This window comes from Leisingera aquaemixtae, assembly GCF_001458395.1.
Taxonomy (GTDB): Bacteria; Pseudomonadota; Alphaproteobacteria; order Rhodobacterales; family Rhodobacteraceae; genus Leisingera; species Leisingera aquaemixtae.
Genome location: NZ_CYSR01000040.1, coordinates 286,524 through 300,734 on the forward strand (window position 1 = coordinate 286,524; position 14,211 = coordinate 300,734).

18 protein-coding genes are annotated in these 14,211 nt (G+C 60.5%); 6 read left to right on the forward strand and 12 right to left on the reverse strand.

Going from position 1 to position 14,211, the window contains the following annotated elements:
- Positions 1 to 123: 123 nt before the first annotated feature.
- The gene (locus PHA8399_RS21495) at positions 124 to 369 is read right to left on the reverse strand and encodes a hypothetical protein (RefSeq protein WP_058288111.1); all 246 of its coding nucleotides are present in this window, start codon (positions 367 to 369) and stop codon (positions 124 to 126) included.
- Positions 370 to 627: 258 nt separating this feature from the next.
- On the opposite strand from PHA8399_RS21495, the gene PHA8399_RS21500 reads away from it, so the two are divergent.
- Positions 628 to 885, forward strand: a complete 258-nt coding sequence (locus tag PHA8399_RS21500) for a helix-turn-helix domain-containing protein (RefSeq protein ID WP_058288112.1) — start codon at positions 628 to 630, stop codon at positions 883 to 885.
- A gap of 163 nt (positions 886 to 1,048) precedes the next feature.
- Here PHA8399_RS21500 and PHA8399_RS21505 read toward each other — a convergent pair whose 3' ends face one another.
- Positions 1,049 to 1,771: a response regulator transcription factor gene (locus PHA8399_RS21505; protein WP_145977107.1), complete on the reverse strand. Its 723-nt coding sequence runs from the start codon at positions 1,769 to 1,771 to the stop codon at positions 1,049 to 1,051.
- Positions 1,772 to 2,069: 298 nt separating this feature from the next.
- Here PHA8399_RS21505 and PHA8399_RS21510 point away from each other — a divergent pair, with 298 nt between their 5' ends.
- Positions 2,070 to 2,390, forward strand: a complete 321-nt coding sequence (locus PHA8399_RS21510; protein WP_058288114.1) for a YgiT-type zinc finger protein — start codon at positions 2,070 to 2,072, stop codon at positions 2,388 to 2,390.
- Between the two features lie 206 nt (positions 2,391 to 2,596).
- Here PHA8399_RS21510 and PHA8399_RS21515 read toward each other — a convergent pair whose 3' ends face one another.
- The 5 genes from PHA8399_RS21515 to PHA8399_RS21540 all read right to left on the reverse strand — a co-directional run bounded on the left by PHA8399_RS21515 (position 2,597) and on the right by PHA8399_RS21540 (position 5,486).
- A complete protein-coding gene (locus PHA8399_RS21515; protein WP_058288115.1) occupies positions 2,597 to 2,836 on the reverse strand; it encodes a hypothetical protein in 240 nt (79 codons plus the stop codon).
- Between the two features lie 123 nt (positions 2,837 to 2,959).
- On the reverse strand, positions 2,960 to 3,313 hold the full coding sequence (locus tag PHA8399_RS21520) for an EF-hand domain-containing protein (RefSeq protein ID WP_058288116.1): 354 nt from the start codon (positions 3,311 to 3,313) through the stop codon (positions 2,960 to 2,962).
- Between the two features lie 631 nt (positions 3,314 to 3,944).
- Positions 3,945 to 4,340, reverse strand: coding sequence for a DUF3775 domain-containing protein (locus PHA8399_RS21530; RefSeq protein ID WP_208856360.1), 396 nt, complete (start codon positions 4,338 to 4,340; stop codon positions 3,945 to 3,947).
- 83 nt (positions 4,341 to 4,423) lie between these two features.
- On the reverse strand, positions 4,424 to 4,945 hold the full coding sequence (locus tag PHA8399_RS21535; protein ID WP_058288119.1) for a universal stress protein: 522 nt from the start codon (positions 4,943 to 4,945) through the stop codon (positions 4,424 to 4,426).
- 79 nt (positions 4,946 to 5,024) lie between these two features.
- Positions 5,025 to 5,486 (reverse strand): SPW repeat protein, encoded by a 462-nt coding sequence (locus tag PHA8399_RS21540; protein ID WP_208856362.1) that lies wholly within the window; start codon positions 5,484 to 5,486, stop codon positions 5,025 to 5,027.
- 86 nt (positions 5,487 to 5,572) lie between these two features.
- Here PHA8399_RS21540 and PHA8399_RS21545 point away from each other — a divergent pair, with 86 nt between their 5' ends.
- Positions 5,573 to 7,135, forward strand: a complete 1,563-nt coding sequence (locus tag PHA8399_RS21545; protein WP_058288121.1) for an ATP-binding protein — start codon at positions 5,573 to 5,575, stop codon at positions 7,133 to 7,135.
- A gap of 188 nt (positions 7,136 to 7,323) precedes the next feature.
- On the opposite strand, the gene PHA8399_RS22605 is transcribed toward PHA8399_RS21545, so the two are convergent.
- The 3 genes from PHA8399_RS22605 to PHA8399_RS21560 form a co-directional block, all read right to left on the reverse strand.
- Positions 7,324 to 7,773: a host attachment protein gene (locus PHA8399_RS22605; RefSeq protein WP_058288122.1), complete on the reverse strand. Its 450-nt coding sequence runs from the start codon at positions 7,771 to 7,773 to the stop codon at positions 7,324 to 7,326.
- Positions 7,774 to 8,069: 296 nt separating this feature from the next.
- Positions 8,070 to 8,426 carry an SPW repeat domain-containing protein gene (locus PHA8399_RS21555; protein WP_058288123.1) on the reverse strand — a complete coding sequence of 119 codons (357 nt, stop codon included), beginning with the start codon at positions 8,424 to 8,426 and terminating at the stop codon, positions 8,070 to 8,072.
- Positions 8,427 to 8,454: 28 nt separating this feature from the next.
- On the reverse strand, positions 8,455 to 9,105 hold the full coding sequence (locus tag PHA8399_RS21560) for a BON domain-containing protein (protein ID WP_058288124.1): 651 nt from the start codon (positions 9,103 to 9,105) through the stop codon (positions 8,455 to 8,457).
- A 159-nt stretch (positions 9,106 to 9,264) separates the two neighbouring features.
- On the opposite strand from PHA8399_RS21560, the gene PHA8399_RS21565 reads away from it, so the two are divergent.
- The 3 genes from PHA8399_RS21565 to PHA8399_RS21575 all read left to right on the forward strand — a co-directional run bounded on the left by PHA8399_RS21565 (position 9,265) and on the right by PHA8399_RS21575 (position 13,402).
- Positions 9,265 to 10,149, forward strand: a complete 885-nt coding sequence (locus PHA8399_RS21565) for a LysR family transcriptional regulator (protein WP_058288125.1) — start codon at positions 9,265 to 9,267, stop codon at positions 10,147 to 10,149.
- 132 nt (positions 10,150 to 10,281) lie between these two features.
- A complete protein-coding gene (groL, locus tag PHA8399_RS21570; protein WP_058288126.1) occupies positions 10,282 to 11,913 on the forward strand; it encodes a chaperonin GroEL in 1,632 nt (543 codons plus the stop codon).
- 115 nt (positions 11,914 to 12,028) lie between these two features.
- Complete coding sequence (locus tag PHA8399_RS21575; RefSeq protein WP_082649608.1) at positions 12,029 to 13,402, forward strand: magnesium transporter; 1,374 nt, start codon at positions 12,029 to 12,031, stop codon at positions 13,400 to 13,402.
- Positions 13,403 to 13,422: 20 nt separating this feature from the next.
- Here PHA8399_RS21575 and PHA8399_RS21580 read toward each other — a convergent pair whose 3' ends face one another.
- Both PHA8399_RS21580 and PHA8399_RS21585 read right to left on the reverse strand, forming a co-directional pair.
- A complete protein-coding gene (locus PHA8399_RS21580) occupies positions 13,423 to 13,803 on the reverse strand; it encodes a CBS domain-containing protein (RefSeq protein WP_158509286.1) in 381 nt (126 codons plus the stop codon).
- A 104-nt stretch (positions 13,804 to 13,907) separates the two neighbouring features.
- Complete coding sequence (locus tag PHA8399_RS21585; protein ID WP_058288128.1) at positions 13,908 to 14,207, reverse strand: chaperone modulator CbpM; 300 nt, start codon at positions 14,205 to 14,207, stop codon at positions 13,908 to 13,910.
- Positions 14,208 to 14,211: the final 4 nt, after the last annotated feature.

Sequence of the window (14,211 nt, forward strand, 5' to 3'; positions counted from 1 at the left end):
AGGGCAGGCACCGCATATGGGGCACCTGCCGGGAAAATCTGGAATTGGGCATGAAGCGGCCGGGCGCAGGCGGGGAGAACCGCCGCGGGCCGGGTCTGGTTATGTCACGGGGGATTGGGCGGATCAGACCGGCGCGAATTCCGGGGCTGTCCCTGCCATCTCCACCACGGCGCCGACTTGCCGCGCCACGCAGTTCAGTGCTTCGCGGACACCGGGATCATCGGTAGTGAAAAAGTCCCGGTGCTCATGCATCAGCTGCTGGAACCGAAGTGCCTCGTCCAGGCTCTCAGATTCGATCAGAAAGTGCAGCAGCATGCCCATGAGCTGCATTGGCAAATCATCGGCGCTGACGGAAATCGGTTGCTCCATTGCACTTCAGTTCACAGATCGGACGCAAAAACGGGTCGGACAACTAGCGCCAGGCGCGAACGTTGATCGAATTCCTGAGCTTGTCGTTTCAAAGCGATTCCTCTCGTGCGGTGCTGAGATGCAGTTTGCTTTTCAACAAAAATTTCGGTTCAAAACCAGTAGGGTAGTCGATCACGCTCGCTCCAATGCCGTGAAATATCTAAATTTTAGATAATCCGGTTTATAGATCATTGTGCCGCTGAGCAAGGCGAAGCGGCAATGAGCAACACTATTCACAGCAAAGGTCAGGAAGTGCTCTGCCAAGTCTTGGTCGAAGCAAGAAAGGCGGCTGGCCTGTCGCAGGCGGACCTTGCGAAAAAGCTAAACTGTCACCAGTCTATGGTCGCTAGGGTCGAAAGCGGTCAGCGTCGCATTGACGTTGTAGAGCTTATTGTCATCGCGCGCGCCATCGGTGTTGAAACTCGGGAAATCTTGGCCGTCGTTGAGCCGAATGTGTTGTTGGACCAGCGCTTGTGAAGGCCTATTCGCTGTGGAGATGTGCTGGATAGTGGGACACTCCAACTGACCGGTTGCAAGGTTTACAACACGCTGTGCTAGTTTGCGAAAATCCATAGTTAGTGTTTTCCTGGCGACCAGAAATAACGTCCCAAACTGCAGAGCCTTCCAACCTTCCGTGTATCTATTGTGCCGGGTTGTCATGTTGTTGTGGAAGGGGGTTACTGTTCCAGACATAGCCTATCCCGCGAACTGAGCGGATCAGAACCGGGGCTTCTCCAGGTTCCTCGATCTTTCGCCGAAGCCGTGCGACATGGCCGTCGATGGTGCGGTCCAATGGTGCCCAGTTGCGGCCGTGCAAAGCCATTGAGATGTCATCGCGGCTCAGTACCCGGCCAGGATAGCGTAGAAAAAGTTCCAGCAATTGCTGTTCCATGTTTGTCAGATCAATGGTCTGTCCATTCGGACGGAGGATTATTCCACGCTTTATATCCAGCACATTGCGGCCCAGTGTGATCCTGCTACCGGCTACTGATGGCGTCCGATACCGTTCAAGGATGGCTGCAATCCTCAGGATAACCTCCCGGACGAGGAAAGGTTTGACCACGTAATCGTCGGCGCCGTTTTCCAGGCCCTGAACCCGATCAAATGGTTCGGTCCTGCCGGAAATTATCAGGATTGGAAGGTTGCGTTGCTGGCGAAGTTCCCGGGCCAATTCCAGCCCGTCCTCCTGGCCCAGTTTCAGGTCCAGGGTGACAATGTCTATATGGTGGTCCCTGATGGCCGTGAACAGGGATTCCCGGTCCCAAGCCTCAACCACAGTCCAACCCTGTCCCTCCAACCCAATGCGCAGCGTTTCCCTCACATCGGGTTCGTCTTCAACGGCAAGGACAGAAATCTGAGCCATGAGAGCAAATGTCCAGTTCTGGCCCATTGTAGCCATTTCCCACTTGCGAGGGAAGCCACGCGGGGCGGTTCAGCTTCTAGCTGCCAGAACCCTCTGCGACCCGCAGGTGCGCTCCTCATTGACGGCTGTCATTGCAGGTTTTGCAGCACGGCGCACCATTCAGATCCCCGCTGCCGTCCCTGCCGATTCCATGGCCCTAGGGCCAGGGATTTCACATGGGGCAGCGGCTCAATGAAGTTTATGCATCTGGCCAGGGTCAAACCGGTCGTCGGTGCGCCACAATGGGACAGTACGAGTCATGAAAACGAACATCGCCAATATTGATGAGCTTCGGCACCGCCAGGAAGGAACCGGGCAGTTGCCGCTCTGCGGCCGCTGCGTTCAAAGCCAACTGGAGCGGCAGCACGTCAAGACCGCGGTCTGGCGCGAAGCCAAACTGATGGTCGTGGAGAATATTCCGGCTTTGGTCTGCCCGGCCTGCGGTGAGGAGTTTATCGGCCCGGAAACAGCGGCCGGCTTGCAGCAGATGTGTCAGAACGGAGAGAGTATAGTCGGCTTGGTCTCGCGCCTGATCGTGCCGGTGTTCGATTTCGCCGTGCTGAATCCGGAACGCTTATGACATCGGTAAAACCGGTACTCCTTGGACTGGTCATCTTACTGGTCCTGGCGCTTTCCTAGGGCCGGCTTTTTGATTGGCGTGGTGAAATGGGGGATCTGCTGCCAATCGGGGTAACCAGTCTTCTGGTGTCAGACGCGAAACGGCCCTGCTGGCGGGTGGTAACCGCCCAGCAGGGCCGCCCTGTTGCGATGGCTTCAGCCGCAGATTCAGTCCAGCGCAGCCAAAGTTCCCGCTTCAGTCGCGGCGTCCATTTCCTCCTGATCGAGGCTGCCGTCCTCATTGGCGTCCATTGCGGTGAACTGGTCTTCAGTGACATCGGGGTAGACCGCTGTCAGTTCCTCGTAGCTCGCCATGCCGTCTTCGTCGGCATCGACGTCCGACATCGCTGCCAGGGCAGCACTTGCCGCCATGGCCATAGCAGCAGCAGTAAGTGTGTAAACTTTCATGGTAATCTCCACTGCAAAACGGTGCGTACTTTTTACGGACCGGCAACAGCAGGATAGTCACGGTCAAACGGGTTTCATTGACGGGCGTCAACGCTGTTTGCGGGCCAACCCGGACCGGCGGGTTTACGCCTCACGGCTGTCTTCCGTCCATAAGCTGGGCCCGCTCTTAATAGTGCTCACTTGACCGGCGTGGCGGTCCAGAGCGCACCGCGCCGGAGCCAGGCAATGCTGCAGCACCGACGCCGCCAGCCTGCGTGTCTCCAGGCAGCCCGCTGTGGCGGCGGCGTCATATTCCGCCCCGTCCAGGAAACCGTCCCGGCTGCAGTCCAATGAGGCAAAAAGGGTTCTGCTGACATCCGGGTAGGCTTGGGTCAGCTCCTGATAGCTGAGTTTTCTGTCGTTGTTGGAATCGACCTTGCCGAGCGGTTCAACCGGCACTGCGAGCAGGGCAAAGGCGGCTGCAACGGCAGCGGCCAAACCTGGGACTGCATATGTGAATACTCTCATTCTCACCTCCAAAACCAAAAGGCGCCTTACAGATACGCGCCCGCTGGTTCAGGTTAGAAAGCGCCCCGCGACCGGCCATTGATAGCCGTCAACGGCGGCGCGGCTGAGCCGAGGCTATAAGCGGAAAGGGGGATATTTCTAGGCGGGAAGCTGCCGCCGTTGACGCCCGTCAATGTTGTGCGGTCATGCGTCCTGTATCTGCTACGGGAGTTGTCTGTGAAGAGTGCCGGTCCAATGCCCCACCCAGATAAACTGCCGCTGCAGGCGGCTGATGATGACCATGAGATCGCGCCAGAGAGCACTCCCTGGACTTTCGAGACAATCGGAACTGGAGGGACCGCCGGGGGACTGCTTTGTGATTGCGAAAAGCTTGGGTCAGAGCCGGAGAAATCCGTCGGGGCGCTGGCTGACTTGGGTCTGAGCTGTGCCGAAATAGCAAGCTATTACTCGGTGGAGCAGAGGTGTGTTCAGCATTTGCTGGGGCGGCGGCAGCTGGCACAGGGAAAGACCAAGCTGCGCGCGTTTGCGCGGTTGATGCGAGCTAAGCTGTTTCCCCGTTTTCGGTGAGAGCGAACCGCAGGGCGGTGGCGGGTGCAGGGTGCTATCCGTACCGCGCGTCGAATGTACCGCAGTTGAGGCCAATCAGATCAAGGCCTGCCGCCAAGTGGTCGCATAACATGGGAGTGCCACAGAGGTATCCGGCGGTACTGCCATTCTGATGATCTTCTGCCATGGCACGCAATTCCGGCCAGTCGTCAATGCTGGTGCCGTCACGCCCCAGCCACATCAGTGCAACTAGGTCCATCTGCGCATCCAGGCTGAGGTCGGATATGATAGAGATCAGTTCCTCCTCCACAGGATCGGAGGGGCGGTCCTCAAGAATGCCAAGCGCCATGTCGTCCTCGTCCATGCCGCTGGCAGAGGGGTCGGTGCAGTCCGATTTGCCGTCATAGTCTCTGGCGAGGGCGATGATGTAACACACTGTGTCCAGTGGCACCTCTAAGTCCAGAGGTGCGACTTCAGGTTGCACGGTACTGTGGTCTAAACTTGCCATGGCAGATCTTTCTGCGTTGTCTAGCTTTAGCGGGCTAGGATTACTGTGCATTGCGCACGGCGCAGCACCTTATTTGAGACGCTGTCGTGCAGATATCGCCGCGCCGGCCCCAGCCCTTTCTGCCCGACCACGACTATGTCGCACCCTTCCAGTTCGGCGACGTTCAGGATTTCTTCGGCGCAATCACCGGGCAGGGTCAGGGTGCGAATGTTGCTGGCCCCTGCGGCGCGGGCGGATTTCTCGGCCCATCGCTGGATAAGCCGTCCGATTGCGGTCACGGCCTGCGCAATGGTGCCGGCACGGCTGGTTTCACTAATCAGCTGACTGATGTTTTCAGGCACATTGGTGAGCGCCAATTCTCCTGCTACGTGGTCCAAGATGTGCTCGGCCTCTGCCAGATTTATAAGTTCTTCTGAGCGTCGGCTGTGCAGCAGGACATGCAGGATGATCAGCTCTGCCTCCAGACCCGCGGCCAGGCCTGCAGCGAACTGAACCGCCCGCTTCGCAGCTTTGGAGCCGTCTGTTGCCACAAGAATTTTCTGAGCCATGGCGGGACCCTTCAGTATCGGCAGGAACGCAGGCGCCAGCCCGTCGACATTTTGTCCGGCAGGCTGGCGCCGGGATGTGTCAAGCGTGGCCGCCGCGATAAACCTCGATGGCGGTCCAGCCGCTGAGAGCGGCGACTATCAGACCGCTGACCACAGCATTCGCCGTTGCGGGGAAGGATACTTGGAACCCGAGCACCCATGGTGAGATCACCAGCCAAGCGCCGAGCGCTGCGCCAATCCATTCTTCCCATTCGCGGAAGGCGAACAGCTCAAAGGCTGCAAGGACCGCGACGACGGCGCCAATGATCATGAAATTCCAGGTGGCGGCTGAAACACCAGCAGCTGGTTCTGCACCACCATCTGGCAAGCCGAGCAGCCGGGGGGACAGTATCAGCCAGATCCCAACAATCAGCGTGATCCAGTCTTGCCAGTGCTGTTTACTCAATTGCCGTTTCATTGGTTCATCCTCATGTCTTGAACCGCGGCTTTCTGCCGCCTTAGCAATATTGCCATGTTGGTGCGGATCTGCATTGACTGCCATCAATCCGCCCCCCCCTTGTGCCTGTGCCGCTCCCTTGGCGTGGTCTGCTGTGGTATCATCCAGAGGCACAGGGCGGAGCGCAGCTGATGGCCAAGCCGGAACAGCCATTTTCCGAACAGGAAGCCGCATCCCTCGGCGGCGCGCTGGTGCGGTTCATTACAGCTGCACCGGCGGCACTGGCGTTTCTTGACGCGGATCTTCGCTATTCCGCGTGGTCGAAGGCCTGGGCAGGGTTGCACGGGTTTGGGGCCCGCGATCTCGCTGGGGTGCGGCATCAGCAACTGCGTCCAGATAGCCCCGCGGCCTGGTGCGCGGCTCTGCACCGGGCGCTGGAGACGGGCAGTGGCAGTGCAGGAATGGACAGTTTTGCGACGGGCGGTCACCGGACAGTATTGCTGCGGTGGCGGGTAGAGCCGGTGAAAGACCTGGACGGAGCCGTAGCGGGGCTCAGCCTGTATTGCGAGGCGGCGGAGGCGGACGGTGACTATGAGACGGAGCAATCCAAGCGGCAGCGGCTGGAAACCATCGGGCGGCTGGCTGGTGTTATCGCTCATGACTTCAACAACCTGCTGACGGTGATCCTCGCCAATCTGGAGCTGGCGGCGTTCCGTATCCGGAATGAGGACGCGCGCGGATTGCTGCGGCGGGCGAGCGAGGCAGCCGAGATGGGAGCCAGCTTCAATAAGCGGCTTCTGGCACTGGCGGGGGGGCGGAGGTCCGAACCGGCTGTGATTAAAGTGAACCGGCATATCACCGACACTTGGCAGGTCGTGGAAAGAATTCTGAGTGAGGATACCCGGCTGCAGTTCCATCCCGGCGCGGATGTCTGGCCGGTAAAAGCCGACCCAAGCGAGTTGGACGGTGCTCTCTTAAACTTAGTGGCGAATGCGCGTGATGCGATTGACGGCAGCGGTGAGGTCACGATTGCCACGAAGAATGTTCAACTAACGACTGCGGAGGCTGCCCGAATAGCCGGAGCGATGCCTGGTGATTTTGTGCGTATCTCCGTCGCTGACACTGGAAGCGGAATGCCGTCCGAAGTTGCAGAGCAGGCGATGGAGCCGTTTTTCACCACCAAACCAACCGGTGCGGGCAGCGGGCTGGGGCTGACGAGCGTCGGGATGACAGTGGCCCGGGCGGGTGGCTTCCTGCTGCTGGACAGCCTGCCAGGGGAAGGGACCACGGTCAGCCTATACCTGCCGCGCACTCTTGAGGCTGCGCAGGATCCGGACGACGGGGAGGATGCGGATCTCCCCTTTGGCGACGGTCAGTTGATCCTGGTCGTAGAAGACGACCCACTGGTGCGGGAAGCGGTCCTGCAGCGGCTGGAAGTGTTAGGCTATGCCGTTCTGGAGGCCGCCGACGGCGAGGCAGCACTAGCGCTGCTGAAACAGGGGGAACCGGTAGACTTGGTGTTTTCCGATGTTGTGATGCCGGGCAGGCTTTCGGGCTATGACCTGGCACTGCTACTGCGCCGCAGGTTTCCGGGGGTCGGGGTTCTGCTGACCTCGGGCTATGCTTCGCGCATGGTGCCACGGCGGCGGCGGATTATGGTTCGCTCCGAGCTGATCGCTAAGCCTTATTCGTTGCAGGTGCTGGCGCGGGCGGTCCGCCGGGCCCTATTGGCAGCAGGAAAGGCGGAGGGGTAAGACGCAGGCCGGAACGCCGGGGCGGATCCGGCCTGCCGGAATGCCCGCGGCCTCGCTAGGAACAGGGTTGCAAGGGCATTCGCTCTGCCGCGCAGCCCGTGCAGCGGGCGGCGGCGGCAGCAGTCTGGCAGTTTGCACCGCAAAGTGCATTGACAGCCGTCAACGGCCATGAAGAGAGGTGCAGTGTTTCAGGAGGAGAGTGCTTCGCGAATTGCATCAGCCAGCGAATGGTAGGGCAGGCGCACCAGGTTCTTTGCAAATTCCCGTGTCACTTTTGCCTGCAGACTGTCCGGTACCTCTTCGCGCCAGACTCCCAGAATGCTGGGCGAAGCAAACAGCACAAGCCTGTCGAAGTTCTGATCACGTAGCGCCGAGTTCAGGAAATCGGACACATCGCGCAAGAATTCGCACTGGTCGGCCCGCTGCGGCGACTGGTGCGATTGCCTGGCCGGACGGCGTCCGTTGCCGGTGGGGGCAAAGGCGCGCCCGGGTTTGCCGGCGATGATGCCGCGGACGTGCCGTTCTGGAGCCTGCAGCACAATCTCCAGCCCTGCGGGGCTATGGGGTTTAGGCAGCCCCTGCAGGATCCGCGCACGGTGCGAATTGATGATGACATACCAGTTGCGGTCCGAGTTCATGAGGTTCTCCGGAACCTGCGCATTCAGCGGTGCTGGGGCTGTCGTGCCATGCTGCAAACTCACTGATCCGATGCGGGCAGGCGGCAAAGAAAGCGTGGAACAGGATGCGGTAGGCTTCTGAAGGGGGCCCTGGGGTTGGCAAGCTGCTTTACGTATCGTGTCCGGTGCGGGCATGGCATCCTCGCTGTTCGCCTCTCCAGAACTATTTTGAACGGTTTTGCGAAGCGCGCATTGACTGCTGACAAGACTGATGGGGCTATTGTCTCCCATGGCCCGCTGCCCGATGGCGAAAAGGGTCAGGGCATGTCGTCCCAAGAAGGTTGCAGCAGTGATAAGCCTCCCATCAGCGCCAGCACAGAGCCGCAGACCAGTGATTGGGCCAGTGCGGCGGGAACCAGATAGAAACCGAGCATCCAAGGCGCCCAGATTACCCAAAGCCCAAGCAGCGTGATGGCCAGTTCCAGCCATCTGAGAAAGACAAACATTTCCAGCATGGCCAGTGCCGCTGCCGCTAGACCGGATGCCAGGGAGTTCATGGCGATATGCGTAAGGTCAAGGCCGACAGGCCAGTCGATGCGGAAGGCAAGCGGTGCCAGTAAAAGCCAGAGGCCAGCAGTGAAACTCACGCAGTCCTGCCAATGGGCGCGGTTCATCGTGCGAACCTTCTCTGAGTTGGGCAGATCACGGTTCCACGCTGAGACCGTCGACTACGCTGCTGACGCCAGGCACCGCCCAGGCAGCTCGTCGGGCGGCATCCCGTTCGGCCTCGGTGCGCACTCGCCCGGTCAATGTGACCGCGCGGTCGTCGATATTGATCTGAATGCCCTTGGCCTCCCTGGCGGCGTCGCGCCGCAGGGCGGTTTCAATGCTCATCCGAACGTTTGTGTGGCTGACTGCGGAGGTGATCCCGATTTGGTTGATGATTTGCTTTACACCTGAAACCTTCTGCACAGCCCGTTCAGCCGCGGCTTTCTCAAAGCTCCAGCCGGCCTGTCCGGTGAGGGTCAGAACGCCGTGCTCGACCTCGACCTTGACCGTGTCCTTGGGGACCGAGTCGCCCCAACGAAGCGCCTCAACCGCACGCCGGGCGATTTCATCGTCGGCGTCCAGATGCTCACCGATGGGCCGCACTTCAATTTCCATCACGACAGCGCGCACGCCGCTGACGCGTTTGACGGTCTTGCCGATTGCCTGTTTCTGCGCGCCGGTTGGAACATGGCCGGTGAGGGTCGCGATCCCATCCTCCACCGAGACGCCGATTGAGGCCGCGTCGATGCTGGGGACGAGGTCCAGTTCCTCGATGATTTCCCGTCTGAGTGTGGTGTCTTTCATGGCTGGCTTCCCGAACGCGCCGCAGCGCCTTTCGCCGCGGTGACACCAGTATGAACCATTTGCCGGAAGTTTCATTGATGGCGGGCAAGAGTTGTGTCTCTGCGCTTCGGGACACGGGCGGCTTCTGCTAGACTGTATCGCCCGCATTGGAGTTGAGCCATGGATATCGAACTGGCACGGACCTTTCTGGCTGTGGCCGAAACCGGCAGCTTTCTGGAGGCCGCCAAGCGGGTGCATGTGGCTCAGTCGACCGTCAGCCTGCGCATCCGGGCGCTGGAACAGCAGCTGGGGCGGAGCCTGTTTGACCGCAGCAAGACTGGGGCAGCGCTGACAGAGGCCGGGCGGCATTTTCAGCGCCATGCGCAGACATTGGCGCGGACCTGGATGCAGGCCAAACTGGATGCGGCGCTGCCTGCTGGGATGGAGACGGTGCTGGCGGTCGGGGCGCCCTCCAGTCTGTGGGACGGGTTCCTGACTGGGGCCTTGCCGGGTCTACGGCGGGCGCTCCCGGAAGTGGCAGTGCGGGCATCAGCCATGGCGTCTGACGCTCTGGTTCAACTGTTCGGCCAAGGCGGACTGGACCTGATGGTCGCCTACCGACCTAAAGCGGCGGCGGGGCTGGCGGTGGAGCAGCTGTTCGAGGATGAATTTGTGCTGGTCAGCAGCGACCCGGACACCAGCACGGATCCGTTCGGCACCGAGTATGTGCTGGTCGACTGGGGACCGGAATTTCGCGCCGATCACCTGCTGGTCTTGCCGGACATTCGCACGCCGGGGTTTCAGCTGGACATCGGAACGCTGGCCTTGCAGCACCTGAGGAACGTGCCGGCCTCCGCCTACTTTCCTAAACGGCTGGTTGCGGCGGATCTGAGGGCGGGCTGGCTGCGCCGGATCGAAGGGGCGCCGCGGTTTGGCTATTCGGCCTATGCCGTGATCAGTGAAGGTCAACGCGGTGAGTATGCGGGGCAGGCGGTGCAGTTTTTGCGGCAGTATGCCCTCGGTGGCGGAACCGTGGAGCGGGATGAGGCGGTAGGTGGCGTGTAGAGCACTGAAAAATATGATGTATTCGAATACTCGATAACATCGGTGAGAAAAAATCATCACTGAAGCGCTTTCACAGATCAGGCGCATGGCACATTTTCGCGGGACGAGACAACTTTTGGCTGGATCAGTCCCATGAGTGCGAAAGACATCATTTTTTCCGAGAACGCCCGGCACCGTATGCTGGGCGGTGTAAATGTTCTTGCCGATGCGGTGAACGCGACGCTGGGTCCTCGCGGCCGTAACGTGCTGATCGAAAAAAGCTTTGGAGCGCCGCGCTCGACCAAAGACGGCGTGTCCGTTGCCAAGTCCATTGAGTTGCCGGACCCGGTGGAAAACACTGGTATCCGGCTGATCCGCGAAGTGGCGGAGCGCACTGCCAAGCTGGCAGGCGACGGCACGTCCACTGCCACTGTTCTGGCCCGCTCCATCCTGCGCGAAGGCTGCAAGGCGGTTGCAGCAGGGATGAACCCGATGGACGTGAAGCGCGGAATTGACCGCGGCGCCGAAGCCTTGGTGGAAGCGTTGACGGGTCTGTCGCGCCCGGTAAACACCAGCGCGCAAATCACACAGGTTGCAACCATTGCTTCCAATGGCGACACCGAGGCCGGGCAAATTCTGACCGAAGCGATGGAGCGGGTAGGGAGAACCGGGGTGATCACCATCGAGGAGGCCAAGTCGCGCGAAACCCGGTTGGAAACGGTGGAGGGAATGCAATTTGATCGCGGTTACCTTTCCCCTTATTTCATCACCGAGGCGGACAGCCTCAGCGTGGAGCTGGAAGCGCCGTTCATCCTTCTGTTTGACAAGAAAATCTCAAATCTGGCGCCGTTTATTCCGGTGCTGGAGGCGGTGATCAAACACGGTAAGCCGGTACTGGTGATTGCCGAGGATGTGGATGGGGAGGCGCTGGCGGCTCTGGTTGTCAACAAGCTGCGCGGCAGCCTGCAATGCGCTGCGGTGAAGGCGCCCGGTTTTGGCGACCGCCGCAAGGAGATGCTGCAGGACATTGCAGTGCTGACCGGAGCCACAGTCATTTCCGCCGATTTGGGTATGAAGCTAGAGAATGTCACGCTGGACATGCTGGGGCAGGCGGCGCGGGTTATGGTCAGCAAGGATGACACCACACTAATCGGCGGCGGCGGTGCCAAACCGGAAATAGAGGCGCGCTGCAAAGCGATCCGGCAGCAGATCGAAGAAACAAAGTCTGACTATGACCGAGAAAAGCTGGAGGAGCGGCTGGCGAAGCTGAGCGGCGGTGTCGCGATTGTCCAGGTCGGCGGTGCCAGCGAAGCGGAGGTTAAGGAGCGCAAGGACCGGATCGAGGATGCGCTGCATGCCACCCGCGCGGCGACCGAGGAAGGGATTGTGCCGGGCGGCGGCGCAGCGCTGCTCTATGCGGCGCGGGCGCTGGATGGGCTGGAAGCCGCAAACGGCGATATGCGGGCCGGCATTGCCATCGTCCGCAAAGCGGCGGCAGAGCCGGTGCGCCGGATTATCCGTAATGCGGGCAAGGACGAAGCGCTGATCGCAGGCAAGCTGCTGGAGAAGAACGACACCGCCTGGGGCTACGATGCGCAGAATGACTGTTTGGCCGACATGTTCGAGGCGGGGATCGTGGATCCTGCCAAGGTGGTGCGGATCGCCTTGCAAAACGCAGTGTCGGTTGCCGGTCTAATGATGACCACCGAAGCGGTGGTGGTGGACCATCCCAAGGCGGCAGCGCACTCCGGTTATCCGGGTGGCTTGGACGGCATGGATTTCTAACGCGGCCTTGCGGCTTCCGGTGCAGCAGACTGAAGCCTCGTGGTGAAGTTGCAGCCGGGCGGCACTGCCTTTCGATGGTTTGTTTCCGCTGCCGCACAGACAGAATGAGAAAAACATGGCCGATGCCAGGACAGACCCCGGTAACGTGAACGAGGCCGAAGATCGGCTCAACCGGGCACTGGCGGAGCGGGACGGTGCGGCGCTGGCAGAGGTGCTGGAGCCGCTTGCAGTTAGTGATGCGCTGCGAGAGCTGACCAACCTTCCGCCAGAGGACCGGAGCCTTGCGCTGTCGCTGCTTCCTGCTGCGCGGGCTGCGGAAATCGTCGAGGAAGCCCCGAACGAGCTGGCTGCCAGCCTCGTGGTGGGGTTGGAATCCGGGACCGCCGCCGGGATCATTGATGAGCTGGGTTCGAACATCAGGGCCGATGTGATCGGCGGTCTTGATGATACGGAGGCGGAGGCTATTCTGGCTCGTTTGACGCCGGCTGATGCAGCTGACGTCAGGCGTCTTTCAAGTTACGAAGGCCACGTCGCCGGCGGTCTTATGGCAGCAGAGGCCTTCACGTTTCAGGAATCTGACAAGGTCGGCGATGTCTTGCGGCGTTTCGTTTCGGATTCCGAGGATTTCGAACGGTATCGTGGTCAGCACCCCTATGTGGTCAATTCCAGCGGCGTTCCTGTAGGAGTGGTTTCGCTGCGACGGCTGCTGACTACCCGCCGGGGGGCCAGCCTGACGGAGATCATGACAGCGCCGCTGACTGTTCCGGCCAACACGCCGCTGGAGGAGCTTCAGGATATTTTCAGTGAACATCCGTTTCTGGGGCTTCCGGTTGTGGAGGAGGGCGGTGTGCTGGCTGGTGTGGTCTCGCGCTCTGCCGTGGATGAGGCGCTGCTTTCGCGGGCTGAGACGGAGAACCTGCGGCGGCAAGGGGTGTTTGGAGACGAACTGCGGACGATGCCGTTGAAACTGCGCGCCCGCCGGCGACTGCAATGGCTGTCGGCAAATATCGTTCTCAACGTCATCGCTGCGAGCGTTATTGCAGCCTACGAGGAGACCCTGGCGGCGGTGATTGCTATTGCTGTCTTTCTGCCAATGGTTTCGGACATGAGCGGCTGCTCCGGCAATCAGGCTGTTGCAGTCAGCATGCGCGAGCTTTCTCTGGGTTTGGCACGTCCCGCTGATGTCTGGCGTATTTGGAAGAAAGAAGCGGCAGTTGGTGTGATCAACGGGATTGTTCTTGGTATCCTGATCGGGCTTGTGGCCTGGGGCTGGAAGGGCAATCCGTTTTTGGGGCTTGTGATCGGCGGGGCGCTGGCTCTGAACACTTTTGTGGCTGTGTCAATCGGCGGTATCGTTCCCTTGGTGCTGAAACGTGCCGGCCAGGACCCTGCTGCCGCCAGCGGGCCGTTGCTGACCACGATCACCGACATGGCCGGGTTTTTCCTGGTCCTCAGCTTTGCCAGCGCGATGATGCCGTTCCTGGTATGACACCTGTGTCTCCCGGCAAATCATGCCGCGGATTCACTCCCTTGGCCCTGCGCCGCCCGTTGTGGCTCGCCTCCTAGGCGGAGCATTCCGCAAAGCCGCCCCTTTCCGTCCAGCACCGGCATTTGCCGGAACCGCCCGATCTCCATCAGAAATACCGCATCATCCAAAGGTTCATCGGCACTGCAATAGACCGGGTTGCGGGTCATAACTTCACCGGCGGTCACCGTGGCGGGGTCGCCGCCGGCTGCCAGCACCCGGATCACTATATCCCGGTCAGTGAGAATGCCTAGCAGGCAGTCCCTGCTGCCGATGACAACCGCACCCGTGTTCTGCTGCTGCATGATACGCGCGATACTGCGGATGGGAGTATTCGTCCCAGCGGTCGCAGTTGCACGTGACATGGCCTGCCTGACTATCATAGCTGCATTCCTGTGCTGAACGTTGGGAGGATAACCTTCCGGGCCGAAACGGCATTGACCGCCGTCAACAGCCCGCGAACCGCCAGTCAGAGGTTTTCGTACCGGCCGAGCCGCCGCAGGAGATATTCCCGCTGCTCCAGAAGGTCCAGCACCAGTGCCACGCCGACGGCATTGATACCCAGATCGCAGCTGAGCCGCCGCGCCTTCTTGGCGCGGGTTATGGATAGGCCGTGGAAGCGCCAGTTCGCCGCTCCGGTGCCTTCGGGTTCCAGGACGCCTTGCTGCACCAGTTCCACGACCCAGCTCTCTTCGGCGCGGCAGAAACGGCATAATTCCTGCAGCGTAAGACTGTCGAGAATCTGGCTATCCGGTGCGGTGGTTTTCATGCGC

Excerpts from the sequence above, each read along its gene's own strand:
- PHA8399_RS21580 (WP_158509286.1), bottom strand. The coding sequence starts at position 13,803 with ATGTCACGTGCAACTGCGACCGCTGGGACGAATACTCCCATCCGCAGT.
- PHA8399_RS21535 (WP_058288119.1), bottom strand. The coding sequence starts at position 4,945 with ATGGCTCAGAAAATTCTTGTGGCAACAGACGGCTCCAAAGCTGCGAAG.
- PHA8399_RS21515 (WP_058288115.1), bottom strand. The coding sequence starts at position 2,836 with ATGAAAGTTTACACACTTACTGCTGCTGCTATGGCCATGGCGGCAAGT.
- PHA8399_RS21540 (WP_208856362.1), bottom strand. The coding sequence starts at position 5,486 with ATGGCAGTCAATGCAGATCCGCACCAACATGGCAATATTGCTAAGGCG.
- PHA8399_RS21500 (WP_058288112.1), top strand. The coding sequence starts at position 628 with ATGAGCAACACTATTCACAGCAAAGGTCAGGAAGTGCTCTGCCAAGTC.
- PHA8399_RS21560 (WP_058288124.1), bottom strand. The coding sequence starts at position 9,105 with ATGAAAGACACCACACTCAGACGGGAAATCATCGAGGAACTGGACCTC.
- PHA8399_RS22605 (WP_058288122.1), bottom strand. The coding sequence starts at position 7,773 with ATGAACTCGGACCGCAACTGGTATGTCATCATCAATTCGCACCGTGCG.
- PHA8399_RS21565 (WP_058288125.1), top strand. The coding sequence starts at position 9,265 with ATGGATATCGAACTGGCACGGACCTTTCTGGCTGTGGCCGAAACCGGC.
- PHA8399_RS21495 (WP_058288111.1), bottom strand. The coding sequence starts at position 369 with ATGGAGCAACCGATTTCCGTCAGCGCCGATGATTTGCCAATGCAGCTC.
- PHA8399_RS21585 (WP_058288128.1), bottom strand. The coding sequence starts at position 14,207 with ATGAAAACCACCGCACCGGATAGCCAGATTCTCGACAGTCTTACGCTG.
- PHA8399_RS21510 (WP_058288114.1), top strand. The coding sequence starts at position 2,070 with ATGAAAACGAACATCGCCAATATTGATGAGCTTCGGCACCGCCAGGAA.
- PHA8399_RS21555 (WP_058288123.1), bottom strand. The coding sequence starts at position 8,426 with ATGAACCGCGCCCATTGGCAGGACTGCGTGAGTTTCACTGCTGGCCTC.
- PHA8399_RS21575 (WP_082649608.1), top strand. The coding sequence starts at position 12,029 with ATGGCCGATGCCAGGACAGACCCCGGTAACGTGAACGAGGCCGAAGAT.
- PHA8399_RS21545 (WP_058288121.1), top strand. The coding sequence starts at position 5,573 with ATGGCCAAGCCGGAACAGCCATTTTCCGAACAGGAAGCCGCATCCCTC.
- groL (WP_058288126.1), top strand. The coding sequence starts at position 10,282 with ATGAGTGCGAAAGACATCATTTTTTCCGAGAACGCCCGGCACCGTATG.
- PHA8399_RS21505 (WP_145977107.1), bottom strand. The coding sequence starts at position 1,771 with ATGGCTCAGATTTCTGTCCTTGCCGTTGAAGACGAACCCGATGTGAGG.